The sequence below is a fragment of the Pseudomonas fragi genome (assembly GCF_025426255.1).
GTDB classification, from domain to species: domain Bacteria; phylum Pseudomonadota; class Gammaproteobacteria; order Pseudomonadales; family Pseudomonadaceae; genus Aquipseudomonas; species Aquipseudomonas kulmbachensis.
The window spans coordinates 53858-73063 of record NZ_CP104861.1; the positions used below are offsets into that span (position 1 = coordinate 53858).

The following is a 19206-nucleotide window of genomic DNA, read 5'->3' on the forward strand; positions in this document are numbered from 1 at the left end:
GGCTGCTAAATTTGTTGGGAGTTTCGTAATGGCTGTTGCCTCCGGCGCCTATAAGAAAGCCCTCGAGGGCGACCAGACACCTAAGCAGGTGCTGGTCAAAATCGACCGGGTCACGAAAAAATTCGACGAGACGATTGCCGTGGACGACGTGTCCCTGGAAATCAACAAGGGCGAAATTTTCGCCATGCTCGGCGGATCGGGATCGGGCAAATCTACCTTGCTGCGCATGCTGGCAGGCTTCGAGCGCCCAACAGAGGGTCGTATTTTCCTCGACGGTGTCGACATCACTGATATGCCGCCCTATGAGCGCCCGATCAACATGATGTTCCAGTCCTATGCATTGTTCCCGCATATGACCGTGGCGCAAAACATCGCCTTCGGCCTCAAGCAGGACAAAATGTCCAACGCCGAGATCGATGCCCGCGTCGGCGAAATGCTCAAGTTGGTACACATGAACCAGTACGCCAAACGCAAGCCGCATCAGTTGTCTGGTGGTCAGCGTCAGCGTGTGGCCTGGCCCGTTCGTTGGCCAAGCGTCCGAAATTGCTGTTGCTCGACGAGCCGATGGGCGCTGGACAAAAAACTGCGTTCGCAGATGCAGCTCGAACTGGTACAGATCATCGAGCGCGTAGGCGTGACCTGCGTGATGGTGACTCACGACCAGGAAGAAGCCATGACCATGGCTGAGCGTATCGCCATCATGCACCTGGGCTGGATCGCCAATCGGCAGCCCGGTAGATATTTGAAGCACCCGTCAGCCGTGGTCTGCGAGTTTATCGGCAATGTGAATTCCTTTCGACGGTGAAGGTCGACGACGCGGAAGGCTACGCGCATCAAGCCCGGAATTGGAGAACGACATACGTCGGCACGGTGTGACCTCGGTGGAGACAAACGACACCTACGCCATCCGCCCGGAAAAAATGCTCGTCACACCCGAGTCCGCCTATAACTGGTCGCAGGGCAAGGTGCATGACATCGCCTACCTCGGCGGGCACTCGGTATTTATGTGGAGTTGCCTGGCGGCAAGATTGTCCAGTCGTTCATGGCCAATGCCGAACGCCGTGGCGCCCGCCCGACCTGGGACGACGAAGTCTACGTCTGGTGGGAAGACGACAGCGGCGTGGTACTGCGCTCATGAACATGCGAAAACTCAAACGCCGACTGCAACGAATAACCCCCGGTGGCCGTCAAGTGGTCATCGGGATTCCATTCCTGTGGCTGTTTCTGTTCTTCATGCTGCCGTTCTTTATCGTACTGAAGATCAGTTTTGCTGAGGCTGACGTCGCCATTCCGCCGTACACCGAGATCTACGGCTACGTTGATCAAAAAATCCAGATGCTGCTGAACCTGGGCAACTACGCCATGCTGGGCGACGACGAGTTGTACCTCGCCGCCTACCTGGGCTCGTTGAAGATGGCCTTTTTCAGCACGGCGTTGTGCCTGCTGATCGGTTATCCGATGGCCTACGCCATCGCCAATGCGCGCAAAGAGATGCAGACCGTACTGGTGCTGCTGATCATGATGCCGACCTGGACCGCGATCCTGATTCGTGTGTATGCCTGGATGGGTATCCTCAGCAACAACGGCCTGCTCAATGGCTTCCTGATGTCGATGGGCTGGATCAACGAACCGTTGCAGATCCTCAACACCAATATCGCGGTGTATATCGGCATCGTGTATTCGTACTTGCCGTTTATGATCCTGCCGCTGTACGCCAACCTCGTGAAACATGACAACAGCTTGCTGGAAGCTGCGTCCGACCTGGGTTCGAGCACTTTCAACAGCTTCTGGAAAATCACCGTTCCGCTGTCCAAAAACGGCATTATCGCCGGCTGCATGCTGGTGTTTATCCCGGTGGTAGGCGAGTTCGTGATCCCGGAACTGCTGGGCGGGCCGGAAACCCTGATGATCGGTAAAGTGTTGTGGCAAGAGTTCTTCAACAACCGTGACTGGCCGGTAGCCTCCGCGCTTGCTGTGGTCATGCTGGCGATCCTGATCGTGCCCATCATTCTGTTCAACCGCAGCCAGGCTAAAGAGCTGGAGGGCAAGATATGAATCGCTTCCGTTTTTCTAGCTTTATGTTGGTCGCGGGGTTGTTGTTCATCTACCTGCCGATGCTGATCCTGGTGCTCTACTCGTTCAACGCCTCCAAGCTGGTGACGGTATGGGGCGGTTGGTCGCTGAAGTGGTACGTGGGCCTGCTGGACAACACCCAGCTGATGGGCTCGGTCATGCGTTCGCTGGAAATCGCCTTGTACACGGCGGTTGCAGCGGTGGCGCTGGGTACCTTGGCGGCGTTTGTACTGACCCGTATCAGCCACTTCAAGGGCCGCACGCTGTTTGGCGGCTTGGTGACTGCGCCGTTGGTAATGCCGGAAGTGATCACCGGTCTGTCGCTGTTGCTGCTGTTCGTGGCCATGGCGCAGATGATTGGCTGGCCGCAAGAACGCGGTATCGTCACCATCTGGATCGCCCACACCACGTTCTGCTCGGCCTATGTGGCCGTGGTGGTGTCGTCGCGTCTGCGTGAGCTGGACCTGTCGATCGAAGAAGCGGCCATGGACCTGGGTGCCAAACCGTGGAAAGTGTTCTTTCTGATCACCATCCCAATGATCGCGCCTTCATTGGCGGCGGGAGCCATGATGTCCTTTGCCCTGTCGCTGGACGACCTGGTATTGGCCAGCTTCGTGTCTGGTCCGGGGTCTACGACCCTGCCGATGGAAGTGTTCTCGGCGGTGCGTCTGGGGGTTAAACCCGAGATCAACGCCGTGGCCAGCCTGATTCTGCTGGCGGTGTCGCTGGTGACATTTATGGTGTGGTTCTTCAGCCGCCGCGCTGAGGAACACCGCAAAAAGGCCATTCAGCAAGCTATCGACGAGTCGATGGCCGAGTCCTGGAAACAGCCTGACGTGCGTCGGCCGCAGTCGACAAACGCGGTTTAAGTCTCGCGTGATAAAAAACCTCGCCTCCTGTGAAAGGTCGGCGAGGTTTTTTTATGGGGGCAGGAAACACGGCAATTTTTTGTAGCCGCTGCCGCAGGCTACGATGGAGTGCTCAGCAGTCCATCAGAAGGACCTGCGGTCCTTATCGCAGCCTGCGGCAGCGGCTACACAATCATCTAAGGCTTGGCGACTTTCCAGGCGCCGTCCATTTTACCGTCGCCGGTCATGTCGCCAGCAGCCTTGTCCATGACAAAGGTGTACAGCGGCTTGCCGTCGTAGGCCCACTGCATGGTGCCGTCATCACGCTTGACCATGGTCCACTTGCCCATGTCGTTATGATTACCTTCGACCATCAGCGGCGGCCAGTTGGTCGCGCACTTGTCGTTGCACATGGATTTGCCACCCGCATCCTTGGCGAAGGTGTAGAGCGTCATGCCTTTGTGGTCGACGAGCATGCCATCTTTGGTCATCGCCGGATCAGCTGCAAACGCCAGCCCTGGCAAGGTGAATGCTGCGGCTAGCAGCAATGTCTTTAGGGAAAGCGAACTAGAGGTCATCGGAATCGTCCTTTATGTGGTTGTACGATTTGAACTCAAAGCGTAGTTCACTAACCTACAGAACGCGTCCGATACCCAAAGCTGTCACACGACTGCAATAATTCCGTTATCTAATGCGCCACAAGACAGTTAAATGACACGAGGGTTACGGCATGGTTGGCAGGAGCATTTTGATCGTTGATGACGAGGCGCCGATTCGTGAGATGATCGCCGTGGCCTTGGAAATGGCGGGCTACGACTGCCTGGAAGCCGATAATGCTCAGGACGCTCACGCCATTATCGTGGACCGTAAACCGGACCTGATTCTGCTCGACTGGATGCTGCCCGGCGGCACGTCCGGCATCGAGTTGGCCCGACGCCTCAAGCGCGAAGAGCTGACCAGTGATATTCCGATCATCATGCTGACGGCCAAAGGTGAAGAGGACAACAAGATTCAGGGCCTGGAAGTCGGCGCTGATGACTACATCACCAAGCCGTTTTCCCCACGTGAACTGGTAGCCCGCCTCAAGGCCGTACTACGCCGCGCAGGCCCGGCCGATGCAGAATCCCCTATCGAGATCGGTGGCTTGCTGCTCGATCCGATCAGTCACCGTGTGACCATCGACGGCACCCCGGCCGAAATGGGCCCTACTGAATACCGCCTGCTGCAATTCTTCATGACCCACCAGGAGCGTGCCTACACGCGTGGCCAATTGCTCGACCAGGTCTGGGGCGGCAACGTGTACGTGGAAGAGCGCACCGTGGACGTGCACATCCGCCGCCTGCGCAAAGCGCTCGGTGAGGCATACGAAAATCTGGTACAAACCGTGCGTGGCACCGGTTACCGGTTTTCGACCAAGGCCTGATACCGGCTTTATCTGATCCAACGGCAAGCAAGGACCCGCGCGACGTGAATCAAAACTGGCATGGCACTCTGATTCGTCATTTGTTGCTTCTGGTCGCCGCCTGCCTGGTGGTCGGGTTGCTCAGTGGCTATTACGGCTGGAGCCTGGCCATAGGCCTGGCGTTCTATCTGGGCTGGACCCTCAAGCAGTTGCTGCGTTTGCACGAGTGGCTGCGCCAGCACAAACCCGACGAAGCACCGCCCGATGGCTATGGCCTGTGGGGCGAGGTGTTTGACAGCATCTACCACCTGCAACGCCGCGATCAGCGGGTACGCGGGCGCCTGCAAGCGGTAATCGATCGGGTGCAGGAGTCTACGGCAGCCCTGCAGGACGCGGTCATCATGCTCGACAGCGACGGCAACCTGGAATGGTGGAACCGCGCTGCAGAGACATTGCTGGGCCTGAAGACGCCTCAGGACAGCGGTCAGCCAGTGACCAATCTGGTGCGCCACCCGCGCTTCAAGGAATACTTCGAGCAGGACAACTATAGCGAGCCGCTGGATATCCCTTCGCCGGTCAACGATCACCTGCGCATCCAGCTCTATATCACTCGCTACGGTAACAACGAACACTTGATGCTGGTGCGCGACGTGACGCGGATTCATCAGCTGGAGCAGATGCGTAAAGACTTTATCGCCAACGTATCCCACGAGCTGCGCACGCCATTGACGGTGATCTGCGGCTATCTGGAAACCCTGCTCGATAACGTCGATGACGTGAACCCGCGTTGGAAGCGCCCGCTGTCGCAAATGCAGCAACAGGGTGAACGCATGCAGACCTTGCTCAACGATTTGCTGCTGCTGGCCAAGCTCGAAGCCACGGACTACCCGTCTGATAACCAGCCGGTGGCCATCGACACGTTACTGCGCTCGATCAAAAGCGATGCCCAGGCCTTATCCGGGCAACGCAATCAGACCATTACCCTCGACGTTGAGGCCGATTGCGCGCTCAAAGGCAGTGAAGCCGAGTTGCGTAGCGCATTTTCCAACCTGGTTTTTAATGCAGTCAAATACACCCCGGATGGCGGCAGTGTGCGCATTCGCTGGTGGGCAGACAGCACGGGTGCGCACCTGAGCGTGCAGGATTCGGGTGTGGGCATCGACAAAAAACACTTGCCGCGCCTCACGGAACGCTTCTACCGCGTCGACTCCAGCCGCAACGCCAGCACGGGCGGCACCGGGTTGGGGTTGGCCATTGTCAAACATGTGCTGTTACGCCATCGCGCACGCCTGGAGATCAGCAGCGTGTTGGGTCATGGCAGTACGTTTACCTGCCATTTCGCCCCGGTTCAGGTGGCCAAACCACGACTGCAGACGCAGGTTGACTAGGCCCTGTGGCCTTTTCCCACTAGGCAAGGGCCACATCAGCCGTTACATTGCTTGGCCTTACCTCCCTATTTGTAACGACGGAACCCGTAAAACTCCATCATGGACCCTTCCCCTGGCTTGACCCTCGCGACACTCTTCGCCGACTTCGGCATGATTCTTTTTGCTCTGATCCTGGTTTTGCTCAACGGTTTTTTCGTTGCGGCCGAATTCGCCATGGTCAAACTGCGCTCCACCCGGGTCGAGGCCATCGCCGACGTCAACGGCTGGCGCGGGCAGATCCTGCGCACCGTGCACAATCAGCTCGACGCTTACCTCTCGGCTTGCCAACTGGGTATTACCCTGGCATCGCTGGGCCTGGGCTGGGTCGGTGAACCGGCGTTCGCTCACATCCTGGAACCGCTGCTGGGTGCAATCGGTGTCGAGTCGCCTGAAGTAATCAAGGGCGTATCGTTCTTTGCCGCCTTCTTTATTATTTCGTACCTGCACATCGTGGTTGGCGAGCTGGCTCCCAAGTCGTGGGCCATCCGCAAGCCAGAGACCCTGTCGCTGTGGACCGCCGTGCCGCTGTACCTGTTCTACTGGGCCATGTACCCGGCTATTTACCTGCTCAACGCCAGCGCCAACGCGATTTTGCGGATTGCCGGTCAAGGTGAGCCTGGCGCTCACCACGATCACGCCTACAGCCGCGAAGAACTCAAACTGATCCTGCACTCGAGCCGTGGTCAGGACCCGAGCGACCAGGGCATGCGCGTGTTGGCTTCGGCGGTCGAAATGGGCGAGCTGGAAGTGGTCGACTGGGCCAACTCCCGCGAAGACCTGGTGACTCTGGATTCCAAGGCACCGCTCAAGGAAATCCTGGCGCTGTTCCGTCGCCACAAGTTCAGCCGTTACCCGGTGTACGACGCCGATACCAATACTTTCGTCGGCCTGCTGCACATCAAGGACCTGCTGCTTGAGCTGGCTGACCTTGATCACTTGCCAGAGACGTTCAACCTTGAAGAGCTGACCCGGCCGCTGGAACGCGTATCGCGGCATATGCCGCTGTCGCAATTGCTTGAGCAGTTCCGCAAGGGCGGCGCGCACTTTGCCCTGGTCGAAGAAGCTGACGGCAAGGTCGTGGGCTACCTGACTATGGAAGACGTGCTGGAAGTACTGGTTGGCGATATCCAGGACGAACACCGCAAGGCCGAGCGCGGCATCCTGTCTTATCAGCCCGGCAAACTGCTGGTACGCGGTGACACACCGCTGTTCAAGATCGAGCGCCTGCTGGGTGTGGATCTGGACCATGTTGAGGCCGAAACCGTCGCAGGCCTGATCTACGACACCCTCAAGCGGGTACCCGCCGAAGAAGAGCAACTGGAAGTCGAAGGTTTGCGCATTATCATCAAAAAGATGAAAGGCCCGAAAATCGTATTGGCCAAGGTTCTTAAGCTGGATTAAAGACCATATGACCTGTAGCCGCTGACGAGGAACGAAGGCTGCGATCGGCGGCGCAGCCGTCGTAACATCAGGTTATCCGGTGTTCCAGGCACTCCTCTTGTTCATGTTCTGCGACGGCTTCGCCGCCGATCGCAGCCGCGCTGCTCTCCTCAGCGGCTACAAACCCTCCTGTAAGAATTTTTACCGGCGAAAGCTGGTTGAAAGCTTCCCCCTCTAGCATCAGGTCATCACCGGCAACAGACCGGTTGGCCTGGCATGCGCATAACACGCAGTCAGAGCCCTACTACAACAATAAGGGTGACTTTCATGCTGACCTTCCTTGGCTTTGCCATGGTCATTACATTTATGTACCTGATCATGACCAAGCGCCTTTCCGCCCTGATAGCCCTGATTCTGGTACCCATCCTGTTTGCCGTGTTCGGTGGTTTTGCGCCGAAAATCGGGCCGATGATGCTTGAAGGCATCACCAAGCTTGCCCCGACCGGGGTGATGCTGATGTTTGCCATTCTCTACTTTGCTCTGATGATCGATTCGGGCTTGTTTGACCCGGCGGTGCGCAAGATCCTCAAGTTGGTCAAAGGCGACCCGCTGAAGATCTCGGTGGGCACTGCGGTGCTGGCACTGGTGGTCTCTCTGGATGGCGACGGCGCGACCACTTACATGATTTGCGTGGCAGCTATGCTGCCACTCTACAGCCGTATCGGCATGAGCCCGCGGATCATGGCTGGCCTGATCATTCTGGCGGGTGGCGTGATGAACATGACGCCCTGGGGCGGCCCGACCGCCCGGGCGGCCAGTGCGCTGCATGTCGACCCTTCGGACATTTTTGTGCCAATGATCCCGGCAATGCTCGCTGGCTGCGTGGCGATCCTGGCTATCGCCTGGTTCTACGGCAAGCGTGAGCGTGCGCGTCTGGGTGAGCTGCACCTGCACGGCGATGGTGATGAAATCGACCACAGCGAAATCAGCGTCTCGCAATACCCGGATGCCCGTCGGCCAAAACTGATCTGGTTCAACGGCGCGTTAACCCTGGCGCTGATGGTCGCCCTGATCGCCGGTTTGCTGCCTCTGCCCGTGCTGTTTATGGTCGCGTTCAGCATCGCGATGATCGTCAACTACCCTTGCCTGCAACAGCAAAAAGACCGCGTCGCGGCACATGCGGGCAGCGTATTGGCGGTAGTCGGGCTGATTTTTGCGGCAGGTATCTTTACTGGCATCCTGTCGGGCACCGGCATGGTCGACGCCATGTCCAAAAGCCTGCTGGCCGTGATCCCGCCTGCGCTCGGGCCTTACCTGGCGGTAATCACCGCGCTGGTGAGTATGCCGTTCACCTTCTTCATGTCCAACGATGCGTTCTACTACGGTGTACTGCCTGTGTTGGCAGAAGCCGCCAGCCATTACGGCATCACCGCGGCCGAAATGGCCCGCGCCTCGATTGTTGGCCAGCCTGTGCATTTGCTCAGCCCGTTGGTGCCATCGACCTACTTGCTGGTGGCTCTGGCTGGTATCGAGTTTGGTGATCACCAGCGCTTCACCCTGAAATGGGCAATTCTGGTGTGCATGTGCATCATGGTTGCGGCGTTGCTGCTGGGGACATTCCCGCTGTTCAGTACGCTGTAACACATCTGTCATACCCCCTGTGGGAGCGGGCTTGCTCGCGATGGCATCGACGCGGTCATTCAGATAAACCGCGTTGCCTGCATCGCGAGCAAGCCCGCTCCCACAGGTACATCATTGCCCAGAAGAGTTTCAACCCTCCGCCAGCTATGCGATGCTGGCGTTCTGCTCAAATGCCGACTACATCTTAAGAAACATCTGTAAGAACGGCCCGCAGCTATCTGATCCTTAGACACATCCATTACAGGGAGCCAGCATGCTGACCCTGCTCAATCTGCTTTCAGCCGTGACCCTGTTGATCTGGGGCACGCATATCGTCCGAACCGGCATTCTGCGGGTCTACGGCACCAACCTGCGTCATGTCATCGGGCAAAACGTGTCCCGGCGCATGTTTGCCTTTGTCGCCGGGATCGTGGTCACGGCCATGGTGCAGAGCAGCAACGCCACGGCCATGCTGGTCACATCATTTGTCGGCCAGGGGCTGATGGCACTCACCCCCGCGCTGGCAACCATGCTCGGTGCCGATGTCGGTACGGCCCTGATGGCCCGAGTGCTGACCTTCGACCTGTCGTGGTTGTCCCCGCTGCTGATTTTCCTGGGTGTGATTTTCTTTCTGACCCGCAAGCAAACCCGTGCCGGACAACTGGGCCGCGTCGGGATCGGTCTGGGGCTGATTATCCTGGCGCTGCAACTGATCGTCGAAGCGGCCTCACCGATCACCCATGCCCAAGGCGTAAAGGTGATTTTCGCCTCGTTGACCGGCGACATACTGCTGGATGCGCTGGTCGGCGCCCTGTTCGCGATGATTTCCTACTCAAGCTTGGCGGCCGTGCTGCTGACCGCCACATTGGCTGGCGCCGGCGTGATCAGCCTGCACGTGGCAATCGGCTTGGTGATTGGCGCCAATATTGGCAGCGGCGTGCTGGCGTTTCTCAGTACCAATATGCAAAACGCCGCCGGACGTCAGGTGGCTCTGGGTAGCCTGCTGTACAAACTTATCGGCCTGTTGCTGATCATGCCCGTGCTCAATCCGCTGGTGGCCTGGATGGACAGCCTCAGCTACAGCGCGCAAGAGTTGGTGATTGGTTTTCACCTGCTCTACAACACCGTGCGCTGCTTTTTGATGTTGCCGACAGTGAGTCTGATGGCGCGCATTTGCGCCTGGCTGCTGCCCGAGCGCGAACAAACCAACGGCGTGGTCAAGCCGCGTCATCTGGACCCGGCAGCGCTCGACACACCGAGCCTGGCACTGACCAACGCAGTGCGCGAGACCCTGCGCATTGGCGACCTGATCGACACCATGTTGGTCAATATGCTCGATGTTCTGCGCGGCAAGCAGACCGCCGTCACCCAGGAAATGCGCACCCTGAGCGATGAAGTCGAAGTGCTGTACAGCGCAGTCAAACTCTACCTGGCGCAGATGCCCAGGGAAGACTTGAGTGAGCAAGACAGCCGACGTTGGGCAGAAATCATCGAATTGGCGATCAACCTCAAGCTTGCCAGCGACGTGATCGAACGCATGCTGCGTAAAGTCCAGCAGCAGAAAACCTCGCAGCGCCGATCGTTTTCAGAAACGGGGCTGGAGGAGCTTGTGGGGCTGCAAACCCAGTTGATCGAAAACCTGCGCCTTGGGCTGACGGTTTTCCTCAGCTCCGATCCTCAGAGCGCACGCCAGCTGTTGCGCGAAAAGCGCCGCTTTCGCGCGCAAGAGCGGCGTTTGGCCCACGCTCACGTGAGTCGTCTGCAACGTAAAATCACTCAAAGTATCGAGACCAGTTCAATGCACCTGGAGCTGATCGCTGATATGCAGCGCCTGAATTCGCTGTTCTGTGGCAGCGCTTATGTGGTGCTGGAAACCTCTGAAACCGGAGCGCTGGAGCTCAATGACGCAGCTGATACCCAGCATTCACCTTGAACGTTGTGGGGCGGGCTGTTGTCAGCCGGTAAGCAGCGACTAAGCTGCACGGGCTCAAGGATTCGAGAATTCAGGGATTTTTTATGCGTTGCCTGCTGTTCATCTGTTTACTGCTTGGCGCAACTCAGGGCTTTGCCCTTGATCGTTACAGTGTCGAGGGCTATCAACTGCCCAATGGTCTGCAACTGATCCTCAAACCCGGCAATGAGCGCGGTCACGTGGCCATTCGGTTGGTGGTGGGTGTGGGCCTGGATGATTTTTCATGCGCCGACCAGCAATTGCCGCACTTGCTGGAACATATGCTGTTCAGCGGGATCGACGACACTGGTGAAGGTGGCCTGGAGGAGCGCATGCAGGCGCTGGGTGGCGAGTGGAATGCCTTCACCAGCAATGCCGACACCACGTTTGTGATTGAAGCTCCGGCCAGGAACCAGCGCAAAATCCTCGACCTGCTCCTGGGCCTGCTGACCCGTACGCAACTGACCGAGCAACGTATCAGCGACGCCAAGAAAGTGGTTGAACGCGAAGACGGCGGTCATTACTCGCACTTGCAGCGTTGGCTGGACCGCCAGGACCTGGGCCACGGCGCCAGTAATCAGTTGGCGGTCGAGTTGGGGCTTAAGTGCGCCGAGCGGGCAGAAGTGCATAACCTCACGCGCCAGCAGTTAGAGGCTGTGCGCCAGAACTGGTATGCGCCCAACAATATGACGCTGATTATCGTCGGTGACCTCGACCGGCTGCTGCCAGCCTATCTGGAGCGCACCTACGGTGCGCTCGAGCCGGTTGAGCCCAGCGAACACAAACCTCTTGCCGCGATTGATGCCAAGGCCGACGCCGAGCGCGAACTGGTGCGCGGGGTGGTCGGCGACACTGCGACCCTGCACTGGCTGTTGCCGGAGCCGGTGATCGAAGGCCTGTCCGATGAAACCTGGAGCCTGCTGCGCGATTATCTGGAATGGGCGCTGTACAGCGAGCTACGGCTCAAGAAGGGCTTGTCTTACGGGCCTTGGGCTGAGCGCGAAGTGTTCGGCGGCGTGGGCTTCTTGAGCCTGAATGCGGATGTTGAACGCGATAACGTGGCCCAGGCCCGGCAGGTGGTTGAGCAACTCAAGGCGCAACTGCTCAAGGACGGGCTGGATCCGCAGATATTTGCCCGGCTCAAGAACGCCGCCATTGCCCGCAAGGCGTGGTCGGTGCAAGGCAACAGTGCGCTGGCCGATTACTATTGGTCTTCGTTGGGCGACTACGACGATGGGCACTTCGCCGACCCGGCCAAACAGCTTCAGGCCATCACCCTGAAGCAAGCCAACACGGCATTGCGCGAGTTGTTTGCCGAGCCAGGCTATGTGCGCATCGAGAAGCCGCTGTTCAGTTATCAGGGCTTGAGCATGGCCATTTTTGGCGGGTTGGTGTTGCTGGTCATCGTAGGGGTGGGCTGGCGCGCCTGGCGTCGGCGTTAACCAGTGATTGCCCGAGTCGCCAGCCTTTTGATAGCGTAAAGTCATTGCCAATTTTCGGCTGGTCGATCCAGCCGCCAGCGTGCGGAGTATTCATCGTGAGTGATCGTTCCAATCCTTGGCAATTGCAGGCCATCGTCTGCCAACTGCGCACGGCGCGAAACCAGTGGCGTACACAAAACGGGCGTGTCAGCGGGGAACAGGGCGGTCGTGAGCTGCCGTCACGTGCCGCGATGGCCGATATTCTTGAAGCCTTGTGCGGCGCATTGTTTCCAATGCGTCTGGGCCCGGTAGACCTGCGTGAAGAGAGCGAAGACTTCTATGTCGGCCACACACTGGATGTGGCGCTGAACGCGTTGCTGACCCAAGCTCGGCTGGAGCTGCGCTACGCGGCACGCCAGGGCGGGTTACCCGACGAGGGTGTGGATGCGACCGCGACCTTGCTGATTCAGGACTTTGCCTTGGCCCTGCCCGGCTTGCGCGGCATTTTGGACACCGACGTACTGGCTGCTTACCACGGCGACCCGGCGGCGCGCAGTGTGGATGAAGTGTTGTTGTGCTATCCGGGGATTCTGGCGGTGATTCATCACCGGTTGGCGCATCACCTGTACCGCGCCGGTTTGCCATTGCTGGCGCGGATCAGTGCAGAAATTGCGCACTCGGCCACCGGCATTGATATTCACCCCGGCGCGCAGATTGGCCGTAGTTTCTTTATCGATCACGGGACGGGCGTTGTGATCGGAGAAACCGCGATTATCGGCGAGCGTGTGCGGATCTATCAGGCTGTGACGCTGGGCGCCAAGCGCTTTCCGGCGGATGAGTCAGGGCAATTGCAGAAGGGCCATCCACGCCATCCGATCGTTGAGGATGATGTGGTGATCTATGCTGGCGCGACGATTTTGGGGCGCATCACCATTGGCCAGGGTTCGACCATTGGCGGCAACGTATGGCTGACCCGCAGCGTGCCCGCGGGCAGCAACCTGACCCAGGCCAATTTGCTGCACGATGATGGGACGCAGAAGTAAGATCGCGTGAACCTTGTCCCTCACCCAGCCCTCTCCCGAGGGAGAGGGAGCCGATCTTGGGTGTGGCGCAAAGCTGCTTGTGCCTTTAGTCCCCTCTCCCTCCGGGAGAGGGCAAGGGTGAGGGGCTCTTGATCTTGAATTAGCGGGCGCTACGCACGCCTTCTGCCAGCGCTGCACACAAGCTCAGCACACCATCCACCGCCTGCTCAGGCGTCGCTGCATTCTCGATCTTGTCGATCAAGGCCGAGCCCACCACCACGCCATCTGCCAACCGCGCAATCGCCGCAGCCTGTTCTGGGGTGCGGATGCCAAAGCCCACGCTGATCGGCAGGTCGGTATGGCGACGCAGACGCTCAATGGCCGCGCTCACTTGCTCGGTTGTCGCGGAACCGGCACCGGTCACGCCCGCTACCGATACGTAGTACACAAAGCCCGAGCTGCCCGCCAGCACGGTTGGCAAGCGCACATCGTCAGTGGTCGGCGTGGTCAGACGGATAAAGTCCAGGCCCGCTGCCTGCGCCGGATCGCACAGCTCGCTGTTGTGCTCGGGCGGCATGTCGACCACGATCAGGCCGTCTACACCTGCCGCTTTGGCTTCGGCAATAAACTTGGGCACACCATAGTGGTGGATCGGGTTGAAGTAGCCCATCAGCACCAACGGCGTGTTGCTGTTGTCTTCACGGAACTCGCGAACCATTTGCAGGGTTTTGGCCAAGTTCTGCTTGGCACCCAGGGCGCGGATGTTGGCCAGCTGAATCGCCGGGCCATCGGCCATTGGGTCGGTAAAGGGCATGCCCAGTTCGATCACATCGGCGCCCGCTGCAGGCAAGCCCTTGAGGATCGCCAACGAGGTGGCGTAATCCGGGTCACCGGCAGTGACGAAGGTGACCAGGGCTGCGCGATTTTGCTCCTTGAGTTCGGTGAAGCGCGTTTGCAGGCGGCTCATTAGTGTTTCTCCTGCTGGGATTGCTCTTGTTGAGAGTTTTCCATGTGGTGCATCACAGTTTGCATGTCTTTGTCGCCTCGACCGGACAGGTTGACCACCATCAGGTGATCGGCTGGCAGGGTGGGTGCGCGTTTGAATACTTCGGCCAGCGCGTGGGCGCTTTCCAGGGCCGGGATGATGCCTTCAAGGCGGCAGCATTTGTGGAAGGCGTCCAGGGCTTCGTCGTCGGTCACCGAGGTGTACTCGACGCGGCCGATGTCGTGCAACCAGGCGTGTTCAGGGCCAATGCCAGGGTAGTCGAGACCCGCTGAAATCGAGTGGGCGTCAATGATCTGGCCATCGTCGTCCTGCAACAGGAAGGTGCGGTTGCCGTGCAGTACGCCCGGCTCGCCGCCGTTGAGGCTGGCCGCGTGTTTGCCGGTTTCGATGCCGTAACCCGCCGCTTCCACGCCGATGATTTCGACGCTGGTGTCATCCAGAAACGGGTGGAACAGGCCCATCGCGTTGGAGCCGCCACCGATGCATGCCACCAGGCTGTCTGGCAGGCGTCCTTCCTGGGCTTGCATCTGGTCGCGGGTTTCCTTGCCGATCACGGCCTGGAAGTCGCGCACCATGGCTGGGTACGGGTGTGGACCCGCCACAGTACCGATCAGGTAGAAGGTGTCTTCAACGTTGGTCACCCAGTCACGCAGGGCTTCGTTCATTGCGTCTTTGAGAGTGCCGGTGCCCGCGATAACCGGGATCACTTCAGCGCCCAGCAGCTTCATGCGGAACACGTTGGCCTGCTGGCGCTCGATGTCGGTGGTGCCCATGTAGATCACGCACTGCAGACCAAAGCGCGCTGCCACGGTGGCGGTGGCCACGCCGTGCATGCCGGCGCCGGTCTCGGCAATAATGCGTTTTTTGCCCATGCGTCGCGCCAGCAGAATCTGGCCGATGCAGTTGTTGATCTTGTGCGCGCCGGTGTGGTTCAGCTCTTCGCGCTTGAGGTAGATCTTGGCGCCGCCACAGAACTCGGTGAGCCGCTCGGCGAAGTACAGCGGGCTTGGGCGGCCCACGTAGTCGCGCTGGAAGTAGGCCAGTTGCTTGATGAACTCAGGGTCTGTTTTTGCCAGCTCGTACTCGCGATCCAGATCAAGGATCAGCGGCATCAGGGTTTCAGCCACGTAACGGCCGCCGAATGAGCCAAACAGGCCATTGGCATCAGGGCCGGTACGCAAGGTGGATTGAGTCATGTGACGCTCCAGATAAAAAGTTACGAAGGTCGATGGACCTGACTTTACCCGCGACAGCCCAGGATGAAAACCGATAAGATCGCCGTAACCTGTCAGGAAAACTCACAGATATCATGAGTCGCGACCTCCCTCCCCTGAATGCCTTGCGGGCATTCGAAGCCACCGCCCGCCTGACTAGCGTCAGCCAGGCGGCCGAGCAATTGAATGTCACCCACGGCGCCGTCAGTCGCCAACTAAAAGTACTCGAAGAGCACTTGGGGGTGAGCCTGTTCGTCAAGGAAGGGCGTGGACTAAAGCTTACCGACGCCGGAACCCGCCTGCGTGATGCCAGCAGCGAAGCTTTCGAACGTCTACGAAATGTGTGCGCTGAACTCACGCAAAGCCAGGTTGATGCCCCGTTTGTGTTGGGCTGTTCAGGCAGTTTGCTGGCGCGCTGGTTTATTCCGCGCTTGGGTCGACTGAATGCCGATTTGCCGGACTTGCGCTTGCACTTGTCGGCCGGTGAAGGCGATCTCGACCCGCGACGCCCAGGGCTGGATGCCTTGCTGGTATTTGCCGAGCCGCCGTGGCCCGCGGATATGCAGGTGTATGAGTTGGTCAGTGAGCGTATTGGCCCGGTGGTCAGCCCGCGCTATGCGCGCTACGAACAACTGCGTCACGCCCCGGCCAGCGTCTTGCTCGACGAACCGTTGCTGCACACCACTTCGCGGCCTCAGGCCTGGCCAAACTGGGCGCAGCAGAATGCAATCGAATCAAAGGACTTGAAGTTCGGGCAGGGGTTTGAACACTTGTATTACTTGCTTGAGGCCGCCGTTGCGGGCCTGGGTGTGGCAATTGCCCCCGAGCCGCTGGTGGTGCAAGACCTTCAGGCTGGACGCCTGGTGGCGCCGTGGGGCTTCAACGAGACTGCGGCGCAGTTGACGTTATGGTTGCCCAAGCGCGCCGCAGATGGGCGCGCCCGGCAACTGGCGCAATGGCTCAAGGCTGAGCTTGCGCGTAGCGCGGATTAGTTGCCGCGCTTGCACATCAGGAAGGCCGCCAGCAGGCCCAGTGCGCCTATGGCAACGCCTGCGGTGGCATACGGGTGTTCCTGGGCGTATTCGCGGGTGGCGATCGCGGTTTCGCGGGTTTTGTCTTTCACTTCTTCGTAGGCATCGCTGAGCAGATGGCGCGAATGCTTGAGTGCATTCTCGGCATTGCTTTTGAGGGCGCTAAGCGTCTTTTTGGATTCGTCCGAAGCATCGTGCTTGAGGCTTTCCAGAGACTTGAGCAGGCTCTCGATCTCTGCTTCCATGCTTTGCAATGAGGCTTTACGTAAAGAGTTGCTAGCCATTAGGGCTCTCCTGCATTGATGAGTGAGGTGCTTGTTAAGTCCGACTACGCAGATTTCAGAAAGTGCAGTTGGCCTGAACTTTTCCTTTCAGATTGCCTACAAAGTATTTAGCACAATCGCTGCTAGGCTTTGATCTACGACAAAGGAGAACGTTATGTCTGACCATCACACCTACAAGAAAGTTGAACTGGTAGGCTCGTCCCCGAGCAGCATAGAAGACGCCATCGGTAATGCACTGGCCGAAGCCAACAAAAGCATCAAACACATGGAATGGTTCGAAGTGATCGACACCCGCGGGCACATCAAGGACGGCAAGGTGGCGCACTATCAGGTGACACTCAAAATCGGTTTTCGGATTGCTACCAGTTGATTTGACACAGCCTTTTGATCAGCGGGCTGGCCGTTTGCCATAAAGTCCGCTACACCGTCTGGGTGCAATGCGGCACATGCGCATTGCACCCTTTTTGTTTTGACCGGGGAATGTGACCGATGAAAAAGATTTTATTGGCTGTAGGTTTGCTGAGTCTGGCAGGAACGGCGTTTGCACAGGGCAAGCCTTGTGAAGAACTGAAAAGCGAAATCGCCGCGAAGATTGAGGCTCACGGGACCCAGCATTATTCGCTGACCACTGTGGAAAAAGGCACTTCGGCTGACGGCAAAGTAGTGGGTACCTGCGAAGGCGGTACCAAGGAAATCGTCTACAAGCGCGGGTAATTCTCTGCGGGAGCGAGCCTGCTCGCGATGCCAGACGACGCGGTGTTTCAGTTGAACTGCGTCGATGCCATCGCGAGCAGGCTCGCTCCCACGTTTGCTTTAGGGTTAAGCCTCTTTCATCACCTGCGACAGCAATTCATACGAATGAATGCGGTCTGCATGTTCATACAAATCACAGGTAAAGATCAGCTCGTCCGCTTGGGTTTGTTCAATCAAGACGTCCAGTTTGGCGCGAATTTTCTGCGGGCTGCCGACCATAGCCAGACCCAGGAAGCTCATCACCGCCTCTTTCTCGTGGGGCAACCACAGGCCATCCATCGTTTCCACAGGTGGGCGCTGCACCAGGCTTTGCCCACGCATCAACGCCAAAATCCGCTGTTGTACAGAAGTGGCCAGATACTCGGCCTGCTCGTCGGTATCGGCTGCAACCAGCGGAATGCCAAGCATCACGTAAGGTTTGTCGAGGGTCGCCGATGGCTTGAAGTGGTTGCGATACACGCGAATCGCTTCGTGCATCAAGCGCGGTGCGAAATGTGAGGCAAAGGCGTAAGGCAAGCCAAGTTCACCGGCCAGTTGTGCACTGAACAAGCTGGAGCCCAGCAGCCAGACCGGTACGTTGCTCCCGGTGCCCGGCATGGCGATTATCTGTTGGTCCGGGGTGCGCGGGCCCAGATAGCGCATCAACTCGGCCACATCCTGCGGGAAGTCATCGGCACTGCCTGAACGCTCACGGCGCAGGGCGCGGGCGGTCATCTGGTCCGAACCCGGCGCACGACCAAGGCCCAGATCGATCCGCCCCGGGTACAGACTTTCCAGAGTGCCGAACTGCTCGGCGATCACCAGCGGCGCATGGTTGGGCAGCATCACGCCACCCGAGCCCACGCGAATGGTCGAAGTGCCCCCGGCCAGATAACCGATCAATACCGAGGTCGCCGAGCTGGCGATGCCGTCCATATTGTGGTGTTCGGCGACCCAGAAACGGTTGTAACCCAACTTTTCTACGTGCTGTGCCAAGTCCAGCGAATTGCGCAACGACTGGGCGGCGCTGCCATTTTCGCGCACAGGCACCAGGTCGAGGGTCGAGAATTTGATGTCAGACAATCGTTTCATCAGCTGGCTACTCCAGGTGGGATGCAGGTCAAGGTGCTCGCTTGATCTGCCAGTGCTTACAGCAATATGGGCATATACCCGAGTTTCAATGGTGGGCAGGGAATTGATCCGATAAAAATGACGACTGGTCCGACAAGATGAACTTTGTGAGACGAACTACCCTCACTAGTTCATTCAAGGCGTGAAACCTTCGCGCCGTACTTCAGGAGGCACGCATGAGTATCAAAAAGAAAGCATCGGCTCATTGGGCAGGCGACCTTAAAACCGGCATCGGCTCCATCTCCACGGAAACCGGCGTGCTGCGCGAAGCGCCATATGGCTTCAAGGCCCGGTTTGAAGGCGGCAAGGGCACCAACCCCGAAGAGCTGATTGGCGCAGCCCATGCAGGCTGCTTTTCGATGGCGCTGTCGATGATCCTCGGTGATGCTGGCCTCAAGGCCGACAGTATCGACACCACTGCCGAGGTTACGCTGGATCAGGTGGACGGCGGCTTTGCGATCACTGCCGTGCATCTGGTGCTCAAGGCCAAAGTGCCCGGCGCAACCCAGGCGCAATTTGACGAACTGACCACCAAGGCGAAGGAAGGCTGTCCGGTGTCCAAGGTGCTGAATGCGAAAATCACTCTCGACGCCACGCTGGTGAGCTGACGGTACACGCCGCCCCGCAGCCATAAGCGGGGCGGCGTTGGCCCGGGCAGTTGGTA

General features: G+C 58.7%; 18 protein-coding genes and 1 pseudogene. 14 read left to right on the plus strand and 5 right to left on the minus strand.

The genetic code is table 11. The features are described 5' to 3' along the window. Positions 1-28 precede the first annotated feature (28 nt). The 3 genes and pseudogenes from N7D90_RS00260 to N7D90_RS00270 all read left to right on the plus strand — a co-directional run bounded on the left by N7D90_RS00260 (position 29) and on the right by N7D90_RS00270 (position 2942). Positions 29-1138, plus strand: a pseudogene (locus N7D90_RS00260) (ABC transporter ATP-binding protein). Beyond that, entirely contained in the window at positions 1135-2055 is a 921-nt protein-coding gene (locus N7D90_RS00265; protein ID WP_261739770.1) for an ABC transporter permease subunit, read from the plus strand. Before N7D90_RS00260 ends, N7D90_RS00265 begins: the two are co-directional and overlap by 4 nt. Next, positions 2052-2942: an ABC transporter permease subunit gene (locus tag N7D90_RS00270; RefSeq protein ID WP_261739769.1), complete on the plus strand. Its 891-nt coding sequence runs from the start codon at positions 2052-2054 to the stop codon at positions 2940-2942. Before N7D90_RS00265 ends, N7D90_RS00270 begins: the two co-directional genes overlap by 4 nt. Positions 2943-3118: 176 nt before the next feature. Here the strand turns inward: N7D90_RS00270 and N7D90_RS00275 are convergent, their stop codons facing one another. Beyond that, positions 3119-3499 (minus strand): hypothetical protein, encoded by a 381-nt coding sequence (locus tag N7D90_RS00275; protein ID WP_261740377.1) that lies wholly within the window; start codon positions 3497-3499, stop codon positions 3119-3121. 152 nt (positions 3500-3651) lie between these two features. On the opposite strand from N7D90_RS00275, the gene phoB reads away from it, so the two are divergent. From phoB to epsC, 7 genes are all read left to right on the plus strand, one after another. Continuing rightward, positions 3652-4344, plus strand: coding sequence for a phosphate regulon transcriptional regulator PhoB (gene phoB / locus N7D90_RS00280; RefSeq protein ID WP_016782809.1), 693 nt, complete (start codon positions 3652-3654; stop codon positions 4342-4344). A gap of 44 nt (positions 4345-4388) precedes the next feature. Continuing rightward, complete coding sequence (gene phoR, locus N7D90_RS00285; RefSeq protein ID WP_261740378.1) at positions 4389-5711, plus strand: phosphate regulon sensor histidine kinase PhoR; 1323 nt, start codon at positions 4389-4391, stop codon at positions 5709-5711. 99 nt (positions 5712-5810) lie between these two features. Further along, positions 5811-7151, plus strand: a complete 1341-nt coding sequence (locus N7D90_RS00290) for a hemolysin family protein (RefSeq protein WP_261740379.1) — start codon at positions 5811-5813, stop codon at positions 7149-7151. Positions 7152-7457: 306 nt separating this feature from the next. Next, positions 7458-8771, plus strand: a complete 1314-nt coding sequence (locus N7D90_RS00295) for a CitMHS family transporter (protein ID WP_261740380.1) — start codon at positions 7458-7460, stop codon at positions 8769-8771. 253 nt (positions 8772-9024) lie between these two features. Next, the gene (locus N7D90_RS00300; RefSeq protein ID WP_261740381.1) at positions 9025-10683 is read left to right on the plus strand and encodes a Na/Pi cotransporter family protein; all 1659 of its coding nucleotides are present in this window, start codon (positions 9025-9027) and stop codon (positions 10681-10683) included. A gap of 83 nt (positions 10684-10766) precedes the next feature. Further along, entirely contained in the window at positions 10767-12143 is a 1377-nt protein-coding gene (locus tag N7D90_RS00305; protein ID WP_261740382.1) for a M16 family metallopeptidase, read from the plus strand. A gap of 95 nt (positions 12144-12238) precedes the next feature. Next, the gene (gene epsC, locus N7D90_RS00310) at positions 12239-13165 is read left to right on the plus strand and encodes a serine O-acetyltransferase EpsC (protein ID WP_261740383.1); all 927 of its coding nucleotides are present in this window, start codon (positions 12239-12241) and stop codon (positions 13163-13165) included. A gap of 139 nt (positions 13166-13304) precedes the next feature. On the opposite strand, the gene trpA is transcribed toward epsC, so the two are convergent. Further along, positions 13305-14111: a tryptophan synthase subunit alpha gene (trpA, locus tag N7D90_RS00315; protein WP_261740384.1), complete on the minus strand. Its 807-nt coding sequence runs from the start codon at positions 14109-14111 to the stop codon at positions 13305-13307. Further along, positions 14111-15346: a tryptophan synthase subunit beta gene (gene trpB / locus N7D90_RS00320; protein ID WP_261740385.1), complete on the minus strand. Its 1236-nt coding sequence runs from the start codon at positions 15344-15346 to the stop codon at positions 14111-14113. The genes trpA and trpB overlap by 1 nt, the downstream gene beginning before the upstream one ends. Positions 15347-15459: 113 nt before the next feature. On the opposite strand from trpB, the gene N7D90_RS00325 reads away from it, so the two are divergent. Next, the gene (locus tag N7D90_RS00325) at positions 15460-16356 is read left to right on the plus strand and encodes a LysR family transcriptional regulator (RefSeq protein ID WP_261740386.1); all 897 of its coding nucleotides are present in this window, start codon (positions 15460-15462) and stop codon (positions 16354-16356) included. Here the strand turns inward: N7D90_RS00325 and N7D90_RS00330 are convergent. After that, the gene (locus tag N7D90_RS00330; protein WP_261740387.1) at positions 16353-16679 is read right to left on the minus strand and encodes a YqjD family protein; all 327 of its coding nucleotides are present in this window, start codon (positions 16677-16679) and stop codon (positions 16353-16355) included. The genes N7D90_RS00325 and N7D90_RS00330 overlap by 4 nt on opposite strands. 154 nt (positions 16680-16833) lie before the next feature. On the opposite strand from N7D90_RS00330, the gene N7D90_RS00335 reads away from it, so the two are divergent. Together N7D90_RS00335 and N7D90_RS00340 are read left to right on the plus strand one after the other, a co-directional pair. Beyond that, a complete protein-coding gene (locus tag N7D90_RS00335) occupies positions 16834-17049 on the plus strand; it encodes a dodecin (protein ID WP_261740388.1) in 216 nt (71 codons plus the stop codon). A gap of 119 nt (positions 17050-17168) precedes the next feature. Continuing rightward, positions 17169-17393: a DUF1161 domain-containing protein gene (locus N7D90_RS00340; protein WP_261740389.1), complete on the plus strand. Its 225-nt coding sequence runs from the start codon at positions 17169-17171 to the stop codon at positions 17391-17393. Positions 17394-17498: 105 nt separating this feature from the next. Here the strand turns inward: N7D90_RS00340 and N7D90_RS00345 are convergent, their stop codons facing one another. Beyond that, the gene (locus N7D90_RS00345) at positions 17499-18503 is read right to left on the minus strand and encodes an LLM class flavin-dependent oxidoreductase (RefSeq protein WP_261740390.1); all 1005 of its coding nucleotides are present in this window, start codon (positions 18501-18503) and stop codon (positions 17499-17501) included. A 215-nt stretch (positions 18504-18718) separates the two neighbouring features. On the opposite strand from N7D90_RS00345, the gene N7D90_RS00350 reads away from it, so the two are divergent. Then, a complete protein-coding gene (locus tag N7D90_RS00350) occupies positions 18719-19150 on the plus strand; it encodes an OsmC family protein (RefSeq protein ID WP_094999634.1) in 432 nt (143 codons plus the stop codon). Positions 19151-19206 lie beyond the last annotated feature (56 nt).